Origin of the sequence: Kitasatospora phosalacinea, from assembly GCF_000716545.1 — a bacterium.
In the GTDB taxonomy this organism is placed as follows: Bacteria; Actinomycetota; Actinomycetes; order Streptomycetales; family Streptomycetaceae; genus Kitasatospora; species Kitasatospora phosalacinea.
The window spans coordinates 75,685-95,707 of the sequence record NZ_JNWZ01000044.1; the positions used below are offsets into that span (position 1 = coordinate 75,685).

Sequence of the window (20,023 nt, forward strand, 5' to 3'; positions counted from 1 at the left end):
TTCTCTCCGTCGCTCTCACAGGTCGTAGGCGCGCAGCCACAGTTCGAGGGTGAGCAGCAGCCACAGCTTGCCGCCCTGCCGGGGCAGCAGCAGCCCGCCGCCGCGCATCCAGGTCTCCACCGTGTCGGCCCGGAACAGGCCCCTGGCCCGGGCGGTCGGACCGAGCAGCAGGTCCGCCGCCAACTCGCTGAGCGGGCCGCGCAGCCACTGCTGCACGGGCACCCGCATGCCGCTCTTGGGCCGGTAGGTGACGGTGTCCGGCAGCAGGTCGCGCACCGCCTCCTTGAGGATCCACTTCTCCTCCGTGCCACGGAGCTTGAGCGCCGGCGGGGTCGTGAACGCGTGGTCCACCACCCGCCGGTCGAACAGCGGCGAACGCCCCTGCACGCCCTGCGAGGCGGTCAGCCGCTCCACCTTGGTGAGGATGTGGTGCGCGCCCTTGGTCCGCAGGTTGCAGTGCAGCAACTGGTCGAGCAGCGAAGGCATCCGGCGGTCGTCCAGGTACGGTTCGACGTGCCGGCGCGGGTGCGGGGCCGGCTCCAGCGCGGCCAGCGCCTCGCCGGTGAGCAGCACCGGCAGGTCCTCCCAGCACTTGCGGTACGTGTGCAGGTAGGCGTCGGCCCGGGCCCGCGCCGAACCGTCCTCCCGCATCAGCTCGAACACCAGCATCGCCAGGTTCTTCGGCCCGCCGAACACCGGGTCGCCGCCCTCGCCGTTCAGCGACACCGCGATCCCGTCGCCCGCCACCGCCTCCGCCAGCATCAGGTTCGGCACCGTCAGCGGATCCCCGACCGGGCCGTCCAGCAGCGCCACGGTGTCCGCCAGCCGCGCCGCGACCTGCTCCCCGGGCACCGTCAGCACCCGGTGCGCCGTCCCGCAGTGCGCGGCCACCAGCCCCGAGTAGCCCAGCTCGTTGGGCAGTTCGGAGCCGAAGCTGATCGAGTACGTGCGCACCGTCGGCCCGTGCAGCCGCGCCGCCAGCGCCGTCACCAGCGAGCTGTCCACCCCGCCGGACAGCAGCACCGCCACCTCCTGCCCGCCGCCGGGCAACCGCCGCGCCACCGCCTGCTCCAGCAACTCCCGCAGTACGCCCGCATAGTGACGCTCTGTCAGCTCGGGGAAGTCCGCCCCGGCTCGCGGCTCCCAGAACACCTCGACGTCCACCCGCCCGTCCGGCCGCAGCCTGGTCACCCGGCCGGGCAGCAGTTCGCGGACGCCGCGCAGCAGCGTCTCCTCGCCCGGCAGGTAGGCGAAGGTCAGGAAGGAGCGGACCGCCGCCAGGTCCAACCCGGTGTCCACGTCGGGGCGGGTCCGCAGCGCCCGCAGCGAGCTGGACGCCGCCCAGCCGCCGTCCGCCGTCCGGCAGTGGAACGCGGTGCGGGCACCCGCGTGGTCGCGCACCAGCACCAGGTCGGGGCCGTCCAGCACCGCCAGGGTGAACATGCCGTCCGCGGCCCGCAGCCCGTCCGCGCCCAGCGCCAGCCAGCAGTGCAGCAGCAACTCCCCGTCCGGGCAGTCGGGTTCGGCCGGGCGCCCGGCGGTGGCCAGCACGGCCAGCAGCTCGTCCCGGTTGTGCAGCGTCACCTCGCCGACCGCGGTGCGCCCGTCCACCGTGAACGGGCCGTCCGCGAAGCCGGGCACGCCCGTCAGCAGCGCGGCCGACAGCCGTCGCCCCGCCGCCTCGAACGGGCCGGCCACCAGCCCCGGTTCGGGGCCGCGGGCCGGGGCGGGCAGCGAGCTGACCGCGTAGCGGGCCGGGCGGTGCTGCGGTGCGGGGCGGACGGTCGCGCCCCGGAGCGGCTCAGCCAAAGTCGTCCCCGTCCCAGCCGTCGTCGGCCGACGGGTCGCCGCCGTCGCCGCCGTCCCCGGCGCTGCCGAACCCGTCCGAGTCGAACCCGTCGCCGTCCCGGTGCCCGTCCGTCCCGTCGTCGAAGCCCCCGTCGGAACCGCCGTCACCCCCGCCGTCGCCGCCCCCGCCGTCGCCCCCGGAACGGGCCCGCTCGGCCTCCTGGCGGCGCAGTTCCTCCTCCTCGTCGTCGGAGAGCAGCTCGGGCGCGCAGTGCGCGGCCGCTATGCCCGCGCCCAGGCCGAGCGCGCCGAGCACCACGCCGACCCGGCCGGGGAAGGAGCTGCGGTTGACCAGCACGTACCGGCCCCGGCCCCACACCGTGCGCCCGTAGCCGATGTCGCGCCCGTAGCCGACCCGGCCGTCCGCGTGGACGCGCTTGACCAGGTCGCGGCCCAGGCGCTCGTCGGTGCCCGAGTCGCCCCGGTCGTCCCGCCAGTGGATCCGGCCGTCACCGCCCCGGGCGCGCCATTCGCTGCGGCCGTCGGAGTACCTGCGGTGCACCGTGCCGTCGGCCAACAGCTCGTCGCTGTAAGTGATTTCGGGTGGCTGGGTCATCGTCCTCGTCCTCGGGGGGTCAGGGCGTCGGCCAGGTCAGGAAGCCGGTGTCACGGGCCCGGGTGGGCGCGGCCGGTCGGGCGGGCGGGGCGAAACCGCCGCCCCGGACGGTCCGCAGGACGGCCCGCAGCAGCCGGGCCGGGCGGACGGCGGCCAGCTCGGCGACCCGCCCGCCCGCCAGCCAGGCCCGTTCGGCGGCGGGCAGCCCGGCGGGCAACTCCTCGGCCTCGCACCGGGGCCGGCCGCTCGGCGCGGCCAGGTGCAGGGCGGCGGCGTGCCGGGGCAGCAGCCCGGCGGTGCGCACCCGCAGCCGGGGCCCGGCGTGCGCGCGCACCCGGACGAAGAGGTCGAGGCCGGCGGGGGAGGCGTCGTGCAGGACGTGCACCACCGCCCCGTCGGCCCGCCGCACCGCCGCCAGCAGCCGCTCGTCCAGCGGCAGCCGGTCGGGCGTGAGGACCGGGCAGGCCCCCTCCAGGTGCAGGCGGTTGGCGCGCAGCATCCCGGCGATCCCCGCGTCCTGGCAGACCAGCAGCCGGGGGAAGGCGTAGTCGTACAGGTCGCCCTCCGGCCCCGGCCGGTGCGCGGGCGGCGCGGGCCGGTCCGGCAGGACGTCCAGCTCCGGGTGCCGGGCCAGCGCGGCGGCGAACCGGGCCTCCGCGAGCAGCGGCCGGGCGGTGTACCGCAACCTGCGCGGCCCCCGGTGCAGCGGGAACAGCACCCGGTCCGTCTCGTAGTACAACTGCCGCTCCGTGAAGGCGAGTCGCCCTGGGCGGCCGCAGTGCTCGGCGGCCCGGCGCAGGGCCCGGTCGAGCAGCCGGTCGGGTATCGCGATCACCGGCCGCCCTCCGTCCGGCGCGGGGCGGCCGCCGGGGCGTCGGCCCCGGCGCGGGGTGCCGGAAGCGGCTGCGGCCAGGTGAGGAAGCCGATCCGCTCGGCCCGCCGCCTGGTCTCGGCGGCGCTCTCGACGCGCTCGGCCGGAGCCTTCGCGAGCGGCACCGCCGGGGCGGCGACGGCGCGCTCGACCGCCTTCGTCACCAGGGCCATCAGCTTCACCGGCGGCAGGGCGATCAGCGGCGAGGACCAGTTGCCGCACAGCCAGTTCCGCTCCTGCTCGGGCAGGCGCCGCCACGCGCGGGAGTCGGCCAGGACGCCGGGCGGCCGCAGCCACGGCGAGCCCTCCTTGCGCAGCCGGACCATCCGCGCGGGCATCTCGACGGAGCGCGGCAGCAGCCCGCAGTCCACCACCCGGCGGCCGGTGAGCCCCGCGCGCAGCTCCGTCGCCCGGGCCAGCGCCGCCAGCGACAGGTCGCGCACCAGCACCACGGGCAGCCCGGCCGGGACCTGTCCGGGCTCCTGCAGCAGCAGCACCCCGTGGCGCTCGGCGAAGCCGTTGGCCCGCAGGAACGCGACCACGCCCGGCAGTTCGCACAGCACCACGGCCCGGGGATCCTCCGGCCGGACGGGGACGGCCGCCGCCGGGGCACCGTCCACCAGCCCGTTCGGCAGCGACCCGTACACCTGGCGCCAGCGGGGGACGACCCGCTGTTCGAAGTCGTTGAGCGCGATCCGGGGCCGGAACGGCTGCGGCGGGTGGTAGCGGCCCGTGCCCCGGAACTGCCGGTAGGACAGCGAGCCGAAGAGCAGCGCGAGCGGGCCGAGCAGCAGGAGGGCCGGGCCGCCGATGCCGACGGACAGCGAGGCGGTGATGACCGTGACCACCGCGAGCAGCGTCCCGGCCGTCACGGTGCCGCGCCGCTGCAGGCCGGTCGGGAAGCGGTACAGGCGGCGCTCGTTCATCCAGTACAGCTGCTCGACGGTGATCCGCAGCCCGTCGGGGGTGGACTTCTCCACCAGCTCGCGGAACTTCAGGTCGTGCAGGCGCCCCGGATCGATCTTGGGGTCGAGCGCGAACACCCTCCGGCAGTTGGAGCAGGTGTGGCCGGCGCGTTCCCGTTGGCGGCGGTCGCGGCGGCAGTGCGGGCAGATCATCGGGCGTCCTCCCAGGTCGACGGGCGTCCTCGGTCGGGGCGGGAATCGGGGCGTGTCGTCAGGGATCAGGGCGCGCCGTCACCGCACGCACCACCGGACACCCCATCAGACGCCGCCGACAGCCCGGACGTTGCACCGGACGCGGCCGGGTTCGGCCCGGCGCCGCCCTCACCGGCCGCCCTCACCGGCCGTCCTCCAGCGCGGCGGCCGCCAGCCGCAGCCGGTGCGCCAGCCGCTCCCGGAGCGAGAGCGCGCCCGCGCGCCGTGCCGCCGTCACCTCCCGCAGCGCGGCGGCGAGTTCGGGGTCGCCGCGCCGCTCGGCGGCCTCCGCGGTGATCGCGTAGTCCTCGTGGTCGATGCCGTAGCCGGTGTTGGCCGCCAGGATCGCCAGCCGGTCGCCGCCCCGGTTGCCGAACGAGTGCGGCATCAGCTCGGGGATCCGGATCAGCGTGCCCGGCGTGAGCCGCACCTCCACCACCCGCCGCCGGCGCGCGTCGTACAGGCCGCAGGAGGCCGGGCCGAGCGCCAGCACCAGGTGCTCGCCGCCGTGCGCGTGCGGGGTGAACGCACTGTGCGGGGCGACCAGGCCCAGCTTGTAGGTGGCGTTCGACGGGCGCTCCGGGGAGGTCGCGGCGTCCCCGATGAAGTAGTGCGCCCACTGCCGGTCGTCGATGAAGCGCAGCAGCCCGCTGTCCGGGTCGTGCGGGCCGAGCTCCCGCGCGCCGGCCCGGTCCGCGCGCAGCACCCGCCCGTCCGGGCGCAGCCGGTACAGCTCCGCGCCGTCCGGCAGCCCGGAAGCCAGCCGTTCCAGCTCCCGCAGCCCCCCGCGCATCGACATCCGTCCCCCTCCGCCGGTACCAGCCGCGATGCTACCCGGGCTGCCGGGGGCGCTGACCAGCGGGATACTCGAACAGAAGCCGAACTCTTCGGAGGTGAGCGCGATGCCCGCGACCGCTACCCGAGGGCCGGGGCCCGGCCCGGTCCACCGATTCACCGCCTGGCTGGCGGCCAAGCACAACACCTCGCTGGTCTTCCTGCTCGGGCTGTCGCTCGGCCTCGGCCTGGTCGCGCCGCAGATCGACCAGCTCTGGCTGCTGATCGTGTTCTCGGTGATCTGGGCCGCCACCATCGTCGCGTTCGCCGTCCAGTTCCTCGGCCGCCACGAACGCGCCCACCCGCACGCGGCCCGGACCGCCTGACCTGCCCGGACCGCCTGACCCGCCCGGGTCGCCCGGCCCGTGCGAACCGCCTGACCCGCCCGGCTCTCCGGACCGCTCCGGCCCCGCCGTCAGCTCCCGGACCACACCGTCGTGACGTTGCAGAACTCGCGGATGCCGTGGCCGGACAGCTCCCGCCCGTAGCCGGAGCGCCGGACCCCGCCGAACGGGAAGGCCGGGTGCGAGGCGGTCATCCCGTTGAAGAAGACGCCGCCCGCCCGCAGGTCGCGCACGCACCGCTCGCGGTCCGCGTCGTCCGTGGTCCAGACGTTCGAACTCAGGCCGAACGGCGAGTCGTTGGCGACCGCGACGGCCTCGTCCAGGTCGGCGACCCGGTACACGGTGGCGACCGGACCGAACGCCTCCTCGCGGTGGATCCGCATCCGGGGCGTCACCCCGGTCAGCACCGTCGGCAGGTAGTACCAGCCGTCCGCCAGCGCCGGGTCGTCCGGCCGGGCGCCGCCGCAGGCGACCGAGGCGCCGTGCCCGATCGCGTCCCCGACCAGCACTTCCAGGTCGGTGCGGCCCTGCTCGGTGGCCAGCGGGCCGACGTCGGTGCCCTCCGCCGCCGGGTCGCCGACCGTCAGTGCCCGCATCCGCTCCGTGAAGGCGGACAGGAACTCCTCGTACACGTCCGTATGCACGATGAAGCGCTTCGCGGCGATGCAGGACTGCCCGTTGTTCTGCACCCGCGCGGTCACCGCCCGCTCCGCCGCGGCCGCCACGTCCGCCGAGGGCAGCACCAGGAACGGGTCGCTGCCGCCCAGCTCCAGCACCGTCTTCTTGATCTCGTCGCCGGCCACCGCCGCCACCGAACGGCCCGCGCCCTCGCTGCCGGTCAGCGTCACCGCCACCACCCGCTCGTCCCGGATCACCGCCTCCACCGCGGACGAGGAGATCAGCAGGGTCTGGAAACAGCCCTGCGGGAACCCGGCGCGGGCGAACAGGTCCTCCAGCGCGAGCGCCGTGCGCGGCACGTTCGATGCGTGCTTCAGCAGGCCCACGTTGCCCGCCATCAGGGCCGGCGCGGCGAACCGCACCACCTGCCAGAACGGGAAGTTCCACGGCATCACGGCCAGCACCGGCCCCAGCGGGCGGTAGCGCACGTACGCCGACGCCCCGCCCGAGTCCCGCACGTCCTCCTGCGCCGGGTGCTCGTCGGCGAGCAGCGCCTCGGCCCGGTCCGCGTACCAGCGCATCGCCTTCGCGCACTTCGCCGCCTCGGCCCGGGCCTGCGCCAGCGGCTTGCCCATCTCCAGCGTCATCGTCCGGGCGACCTGCTCGTTGGTCTGGTCCAGCAGCTCGGCCGCCCGGTGCATCAACTCGGCGCGCTGCGCGAACGTGGTGAGCCGCCAGGACTCGAACGCGGACTGCGCCCGGGCCAGTCGGCGCTCCACGGCGGCCTCGTCCAGCGGATCGAAGACCTCGACGGTACGGCCGTCGGCCGGATTGATGGTGGCGATGGCCATCGGGCCATTCCTTCCTCGACTGCCGCCCGGCCAACCGGGCGGGGGCGGACACCGAGGGAAGCGAGGAGGTGGAGACAGGAATCGAACCCATGTGAACGGCCCTGCAAGCCGTTGCCTCGCCGCTCGGCCGCTCCACCAGGCCCCCTCGCGTGACTCAAAAGCTAGCAGCGGGAAAAGCCGGAACGGGAATCCGACCCGCCCCGGACTCACCCGGATGCCGTTTCCTTTCCGGAATATGACGAACGGTCGGCAGATCATCGAGTCATCCGCACATTCCCCCCCACCCGGTGTCCGACCCCGCGGCTACCCTGGGCCCGTGCAGATCGACGACCTCAAACGCCTCCGCAGGGCCCGCGACACCATGGACCGCGACTACGCCGAACCGCTGGACGTCGCAGCCCTCGCCAAGGTCGCCCTGATGTCCGTCGGCCACTTCCAGCGCAGTTTCCGCGCCGCGTACGGCGAAACCCCGTACAGCTACCTGATGACCCGCCGGATCGAGCGCGCCAAGACCCTGCTGCGCCGCGGCGACCTGTCGGTCACCGAGGTGTGCATGGCCGTCGGCTGTACGTCGCTGGGGTCGTTCAGCACCCGGTTCACCGAACTCGTCGGGGAGAGCCCCAGCGCGTACCGGGCCCGCGACCACAGCGCCGCCGAACACATCACCGCCTGCGTGGCGATGTACCTCACCCGCCCGATCCGCGGCACCGACACCGGCCGGCCGCGGCGGCCCGGTCCCGAGCCGGTCAGGAACGGAGAAGCGGAAGCCGCAGCGGATCAGTAGCGTCGGGGGCATGGACATCAAGCTCTCGCAGTGCTTCATCGCCGTCGACGACCACGACGCCGCCCTCGGCTTCTACCGCGACGCCCTCGGCCTGGAGGTGCGCAACGACGTCGGCTTCGAGGGGATGCGCTGGGTCACCCTCGGCTCCACCGCCCAGCCCGAGGTCGAGGTCGTGCTCGAACCCCCGGTCGCCGACCCGGGCGCCACCGACGCCGACCGCCAGGCCGCCGCCGAACTGCTGGCCAAGGGCCTGCTGCGCGCCGTCAACTTCCGCACCCCCGACTGCGACGCCACCTTCGAGAAGATCCGGGCCACCGGCGCGGACGTCCTCCAGGAGCCGATGGACCAGCCCTACGGCGTCCGCGACTGCGCCTTCCGCGACCCGGCCGGCAACATGGTCCGCTTCGCCCAGCCCCGCCAGTAGGCCCGCGCGCTCGCCCGCCGAGCGCCGTTCGCCCGCCGAGCGCCGTTCGCCCGCCGAGCGCCGTTCGCCCGCCGAGCGCAGTCCGACGAGTGCAGTCCGACGAGCGCCGCCCGCCCGGGGAACTCCCGAACGGGCGGCGCTCGTCCGCGTCCGTCCCCGCCTCAGCCCGCCAGCAGCGGGTAGTGGTCCGACAGGTCGGTGTACGTGTACGAGGTGCCCCAACTGCTCACCGTCCACGGCGCGGAGTGGAACCGGTGCACCGTGTTCGCGTACTGCTGCGGGCGGGCGTGGTCGGCCCGGTACAGCACGTAGTCCAGGTCCTCCTTCGGCTCGCCCGGGTACCGGTAGGACGCGATCGAGTTGTCGGCCGTGTCGAAGGAGTACGCCCAGCCGGTGCGCGCCGTCGCCGGGGCCAGGCCGCCCTCGGCCAGCAGCGCCGGGTACTCGCCGCCGTGCGAGTCGATGTTCAGGTCACCGGCCAGCACCACCGGCTCGCTCGCCGGGATCCGCTCGGCGTCCAGGAACTCCCGCACCGCCCGCAGCTGCTTCGCCCGGACGTCCGCGGCCTGCCCGCTCGCGCAGCCGGAGTCGGTGGACTGCAGGTGCGTGCCGACCACGTGGGTGAGCTGCCCGTTCACGTTGATCTGCGCGTGGACGAACCCCTTGTTGGACCACCGGTCCGAGCCGCACGCGTCCTTGAACACGTACTGCTCCTTGCGCAGGATCGGCCACCGGCTCAGCAGCAGCACCCCGCCGTCCTCCGGCGTCGCGCCGCTGTAGGCGCCGGACGTCGCGTCCCAGCCCGAGGTCGAACGGCCCACCACCGGGGTGCGGTACGGGTAGGCGGCCGCGGCCTTCGCCGCCAGCGCGTCCGAGGCGGCGTTGTCGAACGCCTCCTGCAGCACCACCACGTCGTGGCCCGCGAAGAAGTCCGCGCCCGCGATGGCCTGCGCGCGCTGCGCCTGGCCCCAGTTCGGGTACAGCGAGGTGCTCATCAGGAAGGTGTTGTAGCTGAGCACGTCCAGCGGGGCGACGGTGGCGACGGGCCCGCTCTCGGCGTGCGCGGCGCCCTGCGTGCCCGTCAACAGGGTTGCGGCAACGGCGAGTACGGCGGTGGTGCGGGCGGTGCGGGGCGCGGTCATCAGGTCTCCGGTGAGTGAGGGCCGGTCGATGTTGTGCAGTCAACTCGGGCCCGCGTGACGCGGACAAGACAGCGGGCGGCCGGTGGGTGAACTCGGCCGAAACACCCCCTACCGGCGAGTAGGAGCCGGCCTCGCCGGGCACTGTCAACGAAGGGTTGACACCCCTCGACTGTCAACCTAGGGTTGCCTCATGGCAGACACCTCCGGACCGAAGTCCTCCATCCGGCTCGACGACCTGATCGAGGGCATCAAGAAGTCGTACCCCGAAGCGCTCGACCAGCTCTCCAACGCGGTGCTGGTCGCCGACCACCTCGGCGACGTCGCCGACCACCTGATCGGCCACTTCGTCGACCAGGCCCGCCGCTCCGGCGCGTCCTGGACCGACATCGGCCGCAGCATGGGCGTCACCCGCCAGGCCGCCCAGAAGCGCTTCGTCCCCAAGGACCCGGGCGAGGTCGCCGAAGCCGACACCGCCCAGGGCTTCAACCGTTTCACCCCGCGCGCCCGCAACGTGGTGATCGCCGCCCACCAGGCCGCCAAGGACGCCCGCAACGACGAGGTCCGCCCCGAACACCTGGTGCTCGGCCTGCTGGCCGAACCCGAGGGCCTCGCCGCCGCATACATCGTCACCAGCGGCATCCCCCTCGACACCGTCCGGGACGCCGCCCTGGCCGCCCTCCCGCCCGCCGTCGAGGAGGTCCCCGAACTCGTCCCCTACGACGCCGGATCCAAGAAGGCGCTCGAACTCACCGTGCGCGAGGCCCTCCGCCTCGGCCACAACTACGTCGGCACCGAGCACCTGCTGCTCGCCCTCCTCGAGCACGAGGCCGGCGCCGGCGTCCTCACCTCCCTCGGCCTCGACAAGACCGCCGCCGAGACCGAGTTCCTCGCCACCCTCGCCCAACTCCCCAACGGGTCCTGACGACCGGCACCCCGTACCCCGCGAGCGGCGGGGCCGCCGACGGGAGCGGCCCCGCCGCTCCCGGCTGCCCGGACGCCTAGCGGTCGGACAGCTATCGGTCGGACAGCTATCGGTCGGACACCTATCGGTCGGGCACCTAGCGGGAGGGCGCGGCCAGCAGCCGGGCGGCCAGGCGGGCCGAGGACGCGGGGTTCTGGCCGGTGTGCAGGTTGCGGTCGGAGGTGGTGAACGGCAGCAGCGGGAGGCGGCCCTTGACGTAGCGGGCGCCGTCGGCGCGCAGCCGGTCCTCCAGGTACCAGGGGGCCTTGCGGCCGAAGCCGCTGAGCTTCTCCTCGGTGGTGGAGAGCGCGGTCATCCGGTAGCCGGCGAAGGGCCAGGAGCCGTCCTCGTCGCGGGCGGCCAGCAGCGCGGCCGGGGCGTGGCACAGCAGCCCGAGCGGTTTGCCGGAGCGCAGCGCGCGGGTCAGCAGGGCGCCGGAGGCCGGGTCGTGCGACAGGTCCTCCATCGGGCCGTGGCCGCCGGGGTAGAAGACGGTGTCGAAGTCGTCCGGGTCGACGCCCTCCAGCGCGGCCGGGCGGGCCAGCTCCTCCCGGATCGAGCCGAGGTACGTGGCGACCTCGCGCAGCGTGCCGGGCAGCCCGGCGGTGCGGGACATGCTCCGGCGGTCCAGCGTCGGCGGCGTCCCGCCGGGCGTGGCCAGCGTGATCCGCCAGCCCGCCGAGACGAACTCCCGGTGCGGGACGGCGAGTTCCTCGCCCCAGAAGCCGGACGGGTGCCGCGTCCCGTCCCGCAGCGTCCAGTGGTCGGCGGCGGAGACGACGAAGAGTGCTCGGCCGGGTGCTGCCATGTCCGTGCTCCAAGGGGGGTGAAGGGGCTGCCGGGTCGAAGCTACGGCCGGGCGGGCGGGTGCGGTCCGTGGCACGCCGGGGCCGGGAGGAGCGGGCGGGGCGGGCTCGGAAGGGTCGTCCGGTTCAGGCGTCGTGGCGGGCGGACAGCCAGGCGCGGTAGCGGCGCAGCGCCTTGCGCTGCTGCAACTGCTCGGCCAGCAGGGCCACGGCGGGGCGGGTGCGCGGTGCGGGGGAGCGGCCGTGGGCGAGGCGGCGCAGCTGGTGGCGGACCAGGGCCATGCTCGCGGCGGAGGCCAGTGCCTTGTCGGACCAGGTGACCGGGCGCAGGGCGTGCACCGCCTCGGTGCGGGCGCTCCAGCGGTGCGGGAGGTCGGGCGTGACGGCGAGCGCGGTGCCCAGGCCGACCACGGCGATGCCGTCCGCGAGGACCTGCTCGGCGCTCGCGCGCCGGGTGATGCCGCCGGTGAGCATCAGCGGCAGCGGGCTGGTGCGCACCAGGTCGGCCGCCAGGTCCAGGAAGTACGCCTCCCGGGAGCGGGTGCGCGCGTCGGCCGGGCGGCCGGTCATCGCGGGGCTCTCGTAGCTGCCGCCGGAGAGTTCGACCAGGTCGACGCCGAGCGGGGCGAGCCGGGCGATCACCTCGCGGGCGTCGTCGGTGTCGAAGCCGCCGCGCTGGAAGTCCGCGGAGTTCAGCTTGACCGCGACGGCGAAACCGGCCGGGACGGCGGCCCGGACGGCGCGCACCACCTCCAGCAGCAGTCCGGCGCGCCCGGCGGGGGAGCCGCCCCAGGCGTCGGTGCGGGTGTTGACCAGCGGGGAGAGGAACTGCGAGAGCAGGTAGCCGTGCGCGGCGTGGACCTCCACCCCGTCGAACCCGGCCTCGGCGGCGCGCCGGGCGGTGGTGGCGAACCGCTCGACGGTGGCGGCGATCTGTCCGGGCGTCATGGCGGTGGGCCGGCCGAAGCGCCCGCTGTGCCGGCCGAGGTCGACACCGCGGTCGGTGGGGCCCCAGACCACGCCGGGGAGCCCGGACGGGACCTGGCGCCCCGGGTGGTTGATCTGCATCCACGCCGCGCTGCCGCCGGACTTGGCGGCCCGGGCCCACTCGGCGAACGGCTCCAGCGGCGCCGCGCCGTCCAGCACCACACCGCCGGGGCCGGTGAGCGCCTCGGCGTGCACCATCACGTTGCCGGTGATCAGCAGCCCGCTGCCGCCGGCCGACCAGGTGCGGTAGAGGTCGAACAGCCGCCGGTCGGGGAGTTGTCCAGGACCGGCCAGGTTCTCCTCCATCGCGGCCTTGGCGATCCGGTTGGGCAGCACCGCGCCGGAGGCCAGGCGCAGCGGCGTGAACAGGTCGTCCGGCATCGGGAGACCCTCCTCGTTCTCGACCAGGATGTTTACAGCACTCACATTACCCACCTTAGACGGACGCTGTGAGCGGTGCAAACATCGGGGGTCTTGACGCCCGCCACCGCCGAGCGCGACGCACTGCCCTCCGCCGTCGCGGCCCGGCCCCGGCCGTCTTCAGGCGGTGGGCGGGTCGCGGGTGCGGGCGAGGGCGAAACTCCGTTGACGCGGCACCGGGCACCCGGTTCGCTGCTGCCCAACGACCGACGCGACCGACGCGATCGACGCGATCGACCCGGCCGCTCCCGTCAGGGGGCGGGGCGGCCGCGCGTCCGAGGGGTGGAGCAGACATGGTGTACCGACTGGAGGGCCCGGTGCTGGAGGGCGGACTGGTGCGGCTGGAACCGCTGGAGCACCGGCACGCCGGGGAGTTGGCACGGGCGGCGGGGGAGAGCCGGGACAGCTACGGCTTCACCTGGGTGCCGGAGCCGGACGGCGTCGCCGACTACATCGACGCCCAGCACGCCCGGGTCGCCACCGGCCGGCTCGCCCCGTACGCGCAGATCTCGCTGGCCACCGGCCGGGCCGTCGGCACCACCGCCTTCTGGGAGCCGCGCACCCTGCCGGACAGCGACGTCCTGTACGCCGTCGAGATCGGTTTCACCTGGCTCGCCGCGTCCGCCCAGGGCACCGGCATCAACGCCGAGTCCAAGCTGCTGCTGTTCCAGCACGCCTTCGAGCGGTGGAGCGTCAGCCGGGTCGACCTCAAGACCGACGCCCGCAACGAGCGCTCCCGCGCCGCCATCGCCGCCGTCGGCGCCCGCTTCGAGGGCGTCCTGCGCAAGTGGTCGCGCTCCTGGGCCCCCGGCGAGGACGGCCGGCTGCGGGACGCCGCGATCTTCTCGATCACCGACGAGGAGTGGCCGCGGGCCAAGACCGCCCTCCGGGAGCGCGTCGCCCGCTACGGCCGCTGACCCGGCGGCCGGCTCACTTCCCGTGCGGGGGAGGCGGGTTGGCCGGCCCGGGCGGCGGCGGGGGCGCGCCGCCGATCCCGGTCGGCTTGCCGGACGGAGCTTTCTGCGGTGCCACGTTGCCCCTCCTCGATGCGGGCGGTGGCGGAGCGGGCCGCCGCCGGCGGGTGCGGTCAACGGCTGGATTCCCCGCGTGCGCCCGGCTGATGCGGTCGTGCATCCGTGCGCCGGGCACCGGCCGCCGACACCGGCCGGGTGGTGATCGGGCCGTACGCACGCGCCGGGTCGCACGCACGCACGGATCGCCCTCACGCTCCGGGCGGTGCGGCCACGGGCGCGATCCGCGCACCCGTACGCCGGGCCCACCCCGCCCCCGTCCTCGACGCGCCGGTGCCGCGCCGGGACGGGGCCCTCGCCCCGCCCTACCGGGGCTGAGCGGCGCCGCCCGCCGGGCCGGCGGCCCACTGGTGGACGGCGCCCTGGTGCAGGGCCGCGTAGACCCGGTCGCGCAGCGCGTTGGCCTCCGCGTCGGTGAGGGTGCGGTGCAGGTGCCGCAGGACGACCTTGACCAGCAGGTTGTGCTGGTCCGGGCGGGCCCCGAGGCGGGCCCGCGCCTGCGGGGGGAGCGCGTGGCAGGGGGTGGCGGAGAGGATCTCGACCGTCTCCACGCAGTCCGCGTCCGCGCCGAGGGCGTCCCGGACGCGGTCGCCGAGGTCCTCCGCCAGGTCGGCGCCGTCCACCGCCACGGACAGGTCGCGGCGGACCGCCGGCCGCGCCGAGACGGGCCGGTACGGGGCCAGGTCGGTGAGTTGGGCGGCGACGCCGGGCGCCGTGGAACGCAGCAGCCGGATGTCCGGGACGCCCTTGAGCAGCATCAGCACCCGGTCCAGGCCCATGCCGAGCGCCAGCCCGCTCCACTCCGGCCCCAGCCCGGCCCCGGCCAGCACCTCGGGGTGGGCGAGCCCGCACTCGGCGATCTCCACCCACTCGCCGCCGCCCCCGCCGCTGTTCCCGCCGCCGGGTCCGCCCCCGCTCCCGCCCTCGTTCCCGCCCGCCGCGACGTCCAGTTGGCGCCCCGCCAGGGTGTACGGGTGGACCCGCTCCTCGGTGCGGTACTCGGCGCCCGGCAGCAGCGCGCCCGCGAGCGCGGCGATCATCCCCGTCAGGTCCGCCGGACCGGCCGGGACCGGGCGGTGGGTCAGGTACCACAGGTCCAGCTGGTGCGGGGTGCCGCTGTGCAGCCGGTCGATGCTGTCGCGCCGGTACACCACGCCGGGGCAGACCAGCAGCACGCTCTCCGGCGCGTCCGCCCCCTCGGCCGCCAGCGCCCGCAGCGCGCCCGGCACCAGCGCGCTGGAGTGGCTGCGCAGCATCCGCCCCCCGTCGACGTACCGGGTGTAGCGGGCGTCCCGAGTGACGTCGTCCGCACGGTAGTTGAGGTGGTCGTAGTTGTCGGCGACGGTCACCACCCGCTCGCCCCGGTGCACCCGCACCGGGCAGCCCCAGCGCCCGGCCAGCGCCGCCACCGCGCGGTCGACGACCAGTTGCAGGGCGTGCGGCCCGGCGGCCGGATCGGTCAGGTCGCGGACGGCGAGATCACGGGCGAGCTGCTCGGGGGAGAGCAGGCGGACGGCGGCACGGGCAGGACGGACGGACATGGCGGACTCCAGGCCAGGACGGAAGAGCGGATCGGGACGGGACGCAGGGGGGAGCACCACACCCCCCGGCCCCTGGGCACGACCCGCCGCCGGGCCGAACCGATCCGCCGAACTCCCTACCGGCGCAACGGAACCCGCCCCCTGCGGCACCCATCGGGAGCCGGGGGGCCGGTAAATCGGCGAGAGATCGCTACGGCGGCCATGACCGGAGTCTAGGCACCCCGCCGCCCCCGCCCGCAACACGTTTTCGACCCCGACCCGCACCTGTGGTTGGCTGGGGCCTCCGGACGACAGGAGCGGGGGCGGCGATGACGGGGACGGATCCGACGGTGACGGAGTCGGCTGCCACGGAACCGACAGCGACGGAGCCGCCGGTGCCGGACGGCGGGGTCGGGCCGGCGTACGACGCGGTGGCGGAGCTGTACGCCAACCTGTTCCGCGGCGAACTCGGCGGCCGGGCGGGCGACCTGGCGGCGATCCGGCGACTGGCCGGCACGCCCGCCGTGGCGGAGCGCGGGCTGCCGGTGGGCGACCTCGGCTGCGGACCGGGAGAGGCGACCGAACTGCTCGCCGGGCTCGGCGTCCGCACCTTCGGTCTCGACCTGTCGGCCGGCATGCTGGCCCAGGCCCGACTCGCCCACCCGGAACGGCCGTTCGTGCGGGGCTCGCTGACGGCGCTCCCGCTCGCCGACAGCAGCCTCGGGGCGGTCCTCGCCCGCTACTCGCTGATCCACTTCCCGCCCGCCGAACTCCCCACCGTGCTAGCCGAGTTGCACCGCGTGCTGACCCCGGGCGGGCAGCTGTACACCGGTTTCTTCGCCGCCGACCCCGCACTCGGCGACACCGACTTCCCCGTCCCCTTCGACCACAAGGTCACCACCGCTCACCGCTGGCCGGTCGACGCCCTCGGCGCCCTCTTCCGCGAGGCCGGCTTCACCGAGACCGCCCGCACCCTGCGCGCCCCCGCCGAGGGCGAACGCTTCCCGCAGGGGACGCTGACGCTCACCGCGTGAAACCCGTTGCGGAGCAAGGGAGTTCACTCGCGACCGAGCACCGTGCTTCCCCCGCCGGGTCGTTGGCGATCCCGGCGTGAACCGCGCTGCCGCGCACGGGAGTTCACCTACCGTCGGCCGCCGGGTGCGGGCGTTCGAGGCCCCGCCGGGCGGCCCCGGTCTGTTCGGCCGGCGGCTCTCCGATCCGTCGGCCGAGCGGGGCTTCGTCCTCGGAGAGGGGGCGGCCGTGGCCGCAATCTGCCGTCCACCCCTGGCGATCCGCCCCGGAGAGTTCCGGCGAGCCCCGACGTTCCGCCCGCTCAGAGCGCTCCGGCGTCCAGGTCGTGCAGCAACTCGGCGAGCAGGCGGCTCAGTTCGGCCGGGTGTTCCAGGTGCACGTCGTGGCCCGCGCCCGGCAGGCTGACCGCGCGGACCTCCGGGCGCAGCGCCAGCATCCGGTCCGTCTCGGCGGCCGGGATGATGCCGCGCCGGCCGAGCACCAGCAGGGTCGGGCAGGTCAGCGCGGCCCAGTCGGCCCAGTGGTCGCGGGCGGCCAGCGGGGCCAGCGACTCGACCATCACCTCGGTGTCGAAGCGCGGCCACCAGCCGTCCGGGCGCTGCTCCAGCCCGTCCGCCCACGCCTCGCCGACCGGGCCGCCGCCGAAGAACCCGACGGCGGCGGCCCGGTCCGGGAAGGGCAGCGGCCAGCCGCGCAGCATGCCGCCGACCTGCTCGGGGAGGCCGGGAGAGCGTCCGGCGGCGGCCTCCACCAGGGCCAGGGCGCCGAACCGGTCCGGGTGCGCGGCGGCGGCCAGCAGCGCGGTGTGGCCGCCGAGCGACTGCCCGACCAGCAGCGGCCGTTCGAGCCCGAGCCGGTCCGCGACGGCGAGCGCGTCGGCCACGTACGCGGCCCGGTCCACGCTCCCCGGACGGCGGGTGGAGCGCCCGTGCCCGCGCTGGTCGACCGCCACCACCCGGTGCGCGGGGGCCAGCGCCCCGGCCAGCGCGTCCCACTCGCCCGCGTGCCCGGCCAGCCCGTGCAGCAGCAGGACCGGCCGCCCGGCCGGGTCGCCCGCCCAGTCCCGGCAGTGCAGTTCGACGCCCGCGCCGACGACCGTCCGCGCCTTCCAACCCGTACCCGCCACCCGTTCCCCCTCGTCGGCCCGGGCCGCCACGGGGCGGCGGCCTCGACGGGAGAGGATCGCACGCGGACCGGACCATGAACAACGCCGGCGGCCCCACGCCGCCCCGGCCCCGGCCTCCAGGGGCGCGCCCGCCGGGCCCGGACCCTCCTGCGGGCGTACGGAGCCGCCCGGCCCGCGCGACAGCACGGAGGCCCGACCGCCGTGCGCAGGAGGAACGATGAGACGACGGACGCCGCCGGGGCTCGGAGCGGCGGTGGCGCTCTGCGTCGCGGTCATGTCCCGCGCGATCGGGGCCACCCTCGCGGGGTGGTGATGCCGGGCGACAGCGGCGTGCGGGAACGGGCGGACAGCGAGTGGCAGTTCCAGGAGACCGGTTCGAGCTTCGTCTCCACCGGGGTGCGCACCGGCACCGAACCGGTGGCCCGGCCGATGAACCGGTTCGGGCCGATCGAGGAGGCCCGCTGGGTGCTGGAGGGCCCCGGCCCCGCACACCCGGCGCTCCGGCCCGGCCGCCCGCCTGCCGCGACCACGACCACCCGGTCGACGACAGGCGCGGCCCAGGAGGAGACCCCGGAGTACCTGCCGACGTCGAAGGCGGAGAGCTGGGCCGCCTGGTACGACCGGGGCCCCGACACCGGCTACGTGCGGGTGATCCAGCCGCGGGCGCCGATCGGCTGACGGCGCGGCGCCCGCGCGGGCGGCCGACGGGCCGTCAGCCGTGCGGGTGGCGCACCACCAGCAGCGCTTCGACGTCCTGCGCCAGCGCCTCGTAGCGGTGCGGGACGTCCGCCGCCCAGGTGTGGTGCCCGCCGGGGGCGACCTCGACGGGCGCCTCCTCGGTGCCGACCAGCGCGGTGCCCGAGAGGACGACCAGGTGTTCCACCGTCCCCGGCGGGTGCGCCGCCGAGCGCCGCACCCCGTCCGGCCGGATCCGGACCCGGTAGGTCTCCGACACCGCCGCCGCGTCCTCGAACCGCTCCAGCAGCACGGCGTCCAGCACCCGCCCGGACACCGCCGGGCCTGGTGCCCGCCCCGCCGCACCCTCCCGGGCGGCCTGCTCGGGCGCCTGCAGCGCGGCGCTCAGGGGCAGGCCGAGCGCGGTGGTCAGCGCGTACAGCGTCTCCAGCGTGGGATTGCGCGAGCCGGACTCCAGCCCCGACAGGGTGGCCTTGCCGACGCCCGAACGCCGTGCCAGCTCCGAGAGCGAGAGGCCGCGGGCCGTGCGCAGTTCGCGCAGCCGCAGGCCGATCCGCGCCGAGAGCTCGGCACTCGCCGGAGCCGAGGCCGAGGTCGTGGCCGTGGTGGTAGCCGTCGCCCTCGGCGCCTTCACCGCCTCGGTCGCCGCCACGACCGCGGTGCTCGTCGAAACCGGTTGATCCGTTGCTCTCACGAGGTCTATCGTTCCACATACGGAACGTTCCGTATAGGGAACGACAGGTACTTCGAGGAGCCCTCCGTGGAACCAGTGACGACCGCCGCCCCCCTCCACGCCAGCAGCGCCAAGGTCGCCGCCGCCCTGGCGGCCGCCGGGATCCCGGGGGAGGTCCGTCGGCTGGCCGACTCCGCCCGCACCGCCGCCGAGGCCGCCGCCGCGCTCGGCTGCGAGATCGGCGCGATCGCCAACAGCCTGGTGTTCGTCTCCGACGGCGAGCCCGTGCTCGTCCTCACCAGCGGCCGTCACCGCGTGGACACCGCCGCCCTCGCCGCCCGCTGGGGTCGCGGCCCGCTGCGCCGGGCCACCCCCGAGCAGGTCCGGGAGGCCACCGGCCAGGTCATCGGCGGCGTCGCCCCGACCGGCCACCCCCGCCCGCTGCCGACCGTCGTCGACCAGGCCCTCTCCGACTACCCCCGGGTCTGGGCCGCCGCCGGCACCCCGCACACGGTCTTCCCCACCACCGCCGAAGAACTGCTCCGCCTCACCGGCGGCACCGTCCTCCCGGTCGGCCCCTGACCCGCCCGCACCCCGGACAGGGCCGCACCACTGCCCCCGCTGCCCCCGCGCGGACGGGCCGCGCCCCCGTGCGTCGGCGGCCCCGGTGCCACGCGCGCACCGTCGCCCCGCCCGCGCGGGCGGTCAGCCGGTGGGGCCGATCCGTCCGCGCAGGTCGGCGAGCAGGCGGTCGAGCAGCCCGGCGAGCGCGGCGCGTTCGGCGGGCGACAGTCCGGTGACGAGGGTGGCCTCCCGGCCCAGTACGGCGTCCACCGAGCGCTCGATCAGCGCGTGCCCGTCCGGTGTCAGCGCGACCAGCACCGCCCGCCCGCCGGCCGGGTCGGGGGAGCGGCGGACCAGGCCCTCCCGTTCCGCCCTGGCCACCCGCTGCGAGATCGCCCCGGCGGTGACCAGCGTCCGCCGGGTCAGCTCGCGCGTGGTCAGCTCGTACGGTGCTCCGGCGCGGCGCAGCACCGCCAGCAGGTCGAGCGTGGCCGCGTCGATCCCGGCCGCGCGCAGCACCCGGTTGCGGTCGTCCGCGAAGAGCTTGGCGAGCTGCCAGATCGGCGTGACGATCTCGATCGAGTCGGTCGGCGTGCCCGGCCGCTCCCGCTGCCACGCGGCCGCGATCGCCGCCGCCGAACGGCCGTCGGGCGCCCCGTCCCCGTCCCCGGGTCCACCCCCGCCGAGCGCCCCGTCCGCGCTCCCGGCTCCGTCGGTCGGCTCGGCCATGGGCTTGCCTCCTGCTGCTCCCGCGCTATGTTTAGTGCTAAACGTAGCA

The 20,023-nt window shown here is 75.8% G+C and carries 21 protein-coding genes and 1 tRNA gene; 8 read left to right on the forward strand and 14 right to left on the reverse strand.

The genetic code is table 11. The features are described 5' to 3' along the window. Positions 1-15: 15 nt before the first annotated feature. The 5 genes from OO48_RS21930 to OO48_RS21950 form a co-directional block, all read right to left on the reverse strand. A complete protein-coding gene (locus tag OO48_RS21930) occupies positions 16-1,809 on the reverse strand; it encodes an asparagine synthetase B family protein (protein WP_033218887.1) in 1,794 nt (597 codons plus the stop codon). Beyond that, on the reverse strand, positions 1,802-2,404 hold the full coding sequence (locus OO48_RS21935) for a hypothetical protein (protein ID WP_033218888.1): 603 nt from the start codon (positions 2,402-2,404) through the stop codon (positions 1,802-1,804). The genes OO48_RS21930 and OO48_RS21935 overlap by 8 nt, the downstream gene beginning before the upstream one ends. A gap of 19 nt (positions 2,405-2,423) precedes the next feature. Then, complete coding sequence (locus tag OO48_RS21940) at positions 2,424-3,239, reverse strand: hypothetical protein (RefSeq protein WP_245194751.1); 816 nt, start codon at positions 3,237-3,239, stop codon at positions 2,424-2,426. Beyond that, on the reverse strand, positions 3,236-4,393 hold the full coding sequence (locus OO48_RS21945; protein ID WP_033218890.1) for a hypothetical protein: 1,158 nt from the start codon (positions 4,391-4,393) through the stop codon (positions 3,236-3,238). Before OO48_RS21945 ends, OO48_RS21940 begins: the two co-directional genes overlap by 4 nt. Positions 4,394-4,574: 181 nt before the next feature. Beyond that, on the reverse strand, positions 4,575-5,231 hold the full coding sequence (locus OO48_RS21950; protein WP_033218892.1) for a hypothetical protein: 657 nt from the start codon (positions 5,229-5,231) through the stop codon (positions 4,575-4,577). A gap of 103 nt (positions 5,232-5,334) precedes the next feature. Between OO48_RS21950 and OO48_RS21955 the strand changes: the two genes are divergently transcribed. Continuing rightward, the gene (locus OO48_RS21955; RefSeq protein WP_033218894.1) at positions 5,335-5,592 is read left to right on the forward strand and encodes a hypothetical protein; all 258 of its coding nucleotides are present in this window, start codon (positions 5,335-5,337) and stop codon (positions 5,590-5,592) included. An 89-nt stretch (positions 5,593-5,681) separates the two neighbouring features. Here OO48_RS21955 and OO48_RS21960 read toward each other — a convergent pair whose 3' ends face one another. Both OO48_RS21960 and OO48_RS21965 read right to left on the reverse strand, forming a co-directional pair. Continuing rightward, a complete protein-coding gene (locus OO48_RS21960; protein ID WP_033218896.1) occupies positions 5,682-7,079 on the reverse strand; it encodes an NADP-dependent succinic semialdehyde dehydrogenase in 1,398 nt (465 codons plus the stop codon). Between the two features lie 66 nt (positions 7,080-7,145). After that, positions 7,146-7,216 (reverse strand) — tRNA-Cys (locus tag OO48_RS21965). 179 nt (positions 7,217-7,395) lie between these two features. Between OO48_RS21965 and OO48_RS21970 the strand changes: the two genes are divergently transcribed. Together OO48_RS21970 and OO48_RS21975 are read left to right on the forward strand one after the other, a co-directional pair. Next, complete coding sequence (locus tag OO48_RS21970; RefSeq protein WP_033218898.1) at positions 7,396-7,863, forward strand: helix-turn-helix domain-containing protein; 468 nt, start codon at positions 7,396-7,398, stop codon at positions 7,861-7,863. 10 nt (positions 7,864-7,873) lie between these two features. Then, positions 7,874-8,287, forward strand: a complete 414-nt coding sequence (locus tag OO48_RS21975) for a VOC family protein (RefSeq protein ID WP_033218900.1) — start codon at positions 7,874-7,876, stop codon at positions 8,285-8,287. Between the two features lie 161 nt (positions 8,288-8,448). On the opposite strand, the gene sph is transcribed toward OO48_RS21975, so the two are convergent. Continuing rightward, complete coding sequence (gene sph / locus OO48_RS21980; RefSeq protein WP_033218902.1) at positions 8,449-9,429, reverse strand: sphingomyelin phosphodiesterase; 981 nt, start codon at positions 9,427-9,429, stop codon at positions 8,449-8,451. 190 nt (positions 9,430-9,619) lie between these two features. On the opposite strand from sph, the gene OO48_RS21985 reads away from it, so the two are divergent. Next, the gene (locus OO48_RS21985; protein WP_033218905.1) at positions 9,620-10,351 is read left to right on the forward strand and encodes a Clp protease N-terminal domain-containing protein; all 732 of its coding nucleotides are present in this window, start codon (positions 9,620-9,622) and stop codon (positions 10,349-10,351) included. Between the two features lie 136 nt (positions 10,352-10,487). Here OO48_RS21985 and OO48_RS21990 read toward each other — a convergent pair whose 3' ends face one another. Next, positions 10,488-11,198: a type 1 glutamine amidotransferase domain-containing protein gene (locus tag OO48_RS21990; protein WP_033218906.1), complete on the reverse strand. Its 711-nt coding sequence runs from the start codon at positions 11,196-11,198 to the stop codon at positions 10,488-10,490. A 124-nt stretch (positions 11,199-11,322) separates the two neighbouring features. Further along, positions 11,323-12,564, reverse strand: coding sequence for an NADH:flavin oxidoreductase/NADH oxidase family protein (locus OO48_RS21995; protein ID WP_033218908.1), 1,242 nt, complete (start codon positions 12,562-12,564; stop codon positions 11,323-11,325). A 332-nt stretch (positions 12,565-12,896) separates the two neighbouring features. On the opposite strand from OO48_RS21995, the gene OO48_RS22000 reads away from it, so the two are divergent. Further along, the gene (locus OO48_RS22000; RefSeq protein WP_033218910.1) at positions 12,897-13,520 is read left to right on the forward strand and encodes a GNAT family N-acetyltransferase; all 624 of its coding nucleotides are present in this window, start codon (positions 12,897-12,899) and stop codon (positions 13,518-13,520) included. Between the two features lie 419 nt (positions 13,521-13,939). Here the strand turns inward: OO48_RS22000 and OO48_RS22005 are convergent, their stop codons facing one another. Beyond that, positions 13,940-15,175, reverse strand: coding sequence for a tRNA ligase subunit PheS family protein (locus OO48_RS22005; RefSeq protein ID WP_033218912.1), 1,236 nt, complete (start codon positions 15,173-15,175; stop codon positions 13,940-13,942). A 374-nt stretch (positions 15,176-15,549) separates the two neighbouring features. Between OO48_RS22005 and OO48_RS22010 the strand changes: the two genes are divergently transcribed. Beyond that, entirely contained in the window at positions 15,550-16,188 is a 639-nt protein-coding gene (locus OO48_RS22010) for a class I SAM-dependent methyltransferase (protein WP_033218914.1), read from the forward strand. 299 nt (positions 16,189-16,487) lie between these two features. On the opposite strand, the gene OO48_RS22015 is transcribed toward OO48_RS22010, so the two are convergent. Beyond that, positions 16,488-17,312, reverse strand: coding sequence for an alpha/beta fold hydrolase (locus tag OO48_RS22015; RefSeq protein WP_033218974.1), 825 nt, complete (start codon positions 17,310-17,312; stop codon positions 16,488-16,490). Positions 17,313-17,618: 306 nt separating this feature from the next. On the opposite strand from OO48_RS22015, the gene OO48_RS22020 reads away from it, so the two are divergent. Continuing rightward, a complete protein-coding gene (locus tag OO48_RS22020) occupies positions 17,619-17,990 on the forward strand; it encodes a hypothetical protein (RefSeq protein WP_157845506.1) in 372 nt (123 codons plus the stop codon). Between the two features lie 34 nt (positions 17,991-18,024). On the opposite strand, the gene OO48_RS22025 is transcribed toward OO48_RS22020, so the two are convergent. After that, positions 18,025-18,561 carry a helix-turn-helix domain-containing protein gene (locus OO48_RS22025; protein WP_033218976.1) on the reverse strand — a complete coding sequence of 179 codons (537 nt, stop codon included), beginning with the start codon at positions 18,559-18,561 and terminating at the stop codon, positions 18,025-18,027. A 207-nt stretch (positions 18,562-18,768) separates the two neighbouring features. Between OO48_RS22025 and OO48_RS22030 the strand changes: the two genes are divergently transcribed. Next, positions 18,769-19,263 carry a YbaK/EbsC family protein gene (locus OO48_RS22030; protein ID WP_033218916.1) on the forward strand — a complete coding sequence of 165 codons (495 nt, stop codon included), beginning with the start codon at positions 18,769-18,771 and terminating at the stop codon, positions 19,261-19,263. A gap of 123 nt (positions 19,264-19,386) precedes the next feature. On the opposite strand, the gene OO48_RS22035 is transcribed toward OO48_RS22030, so the two are convergent. Continuing rightward, positions 19,387-19,974: a MarR family winged helix-turn-helix transcriptional regulator gene (locus OO48_RS22035; protein WP_033218917.1), complete on the reverse strand. Its 588-nt coding sequence runs from the start codon at positions 19,972-19,974 to the stop codon at positions 19,387-19,389. Between the last annotated feature and the right edge of the window lie 49 nt (positions 19,975-20,023).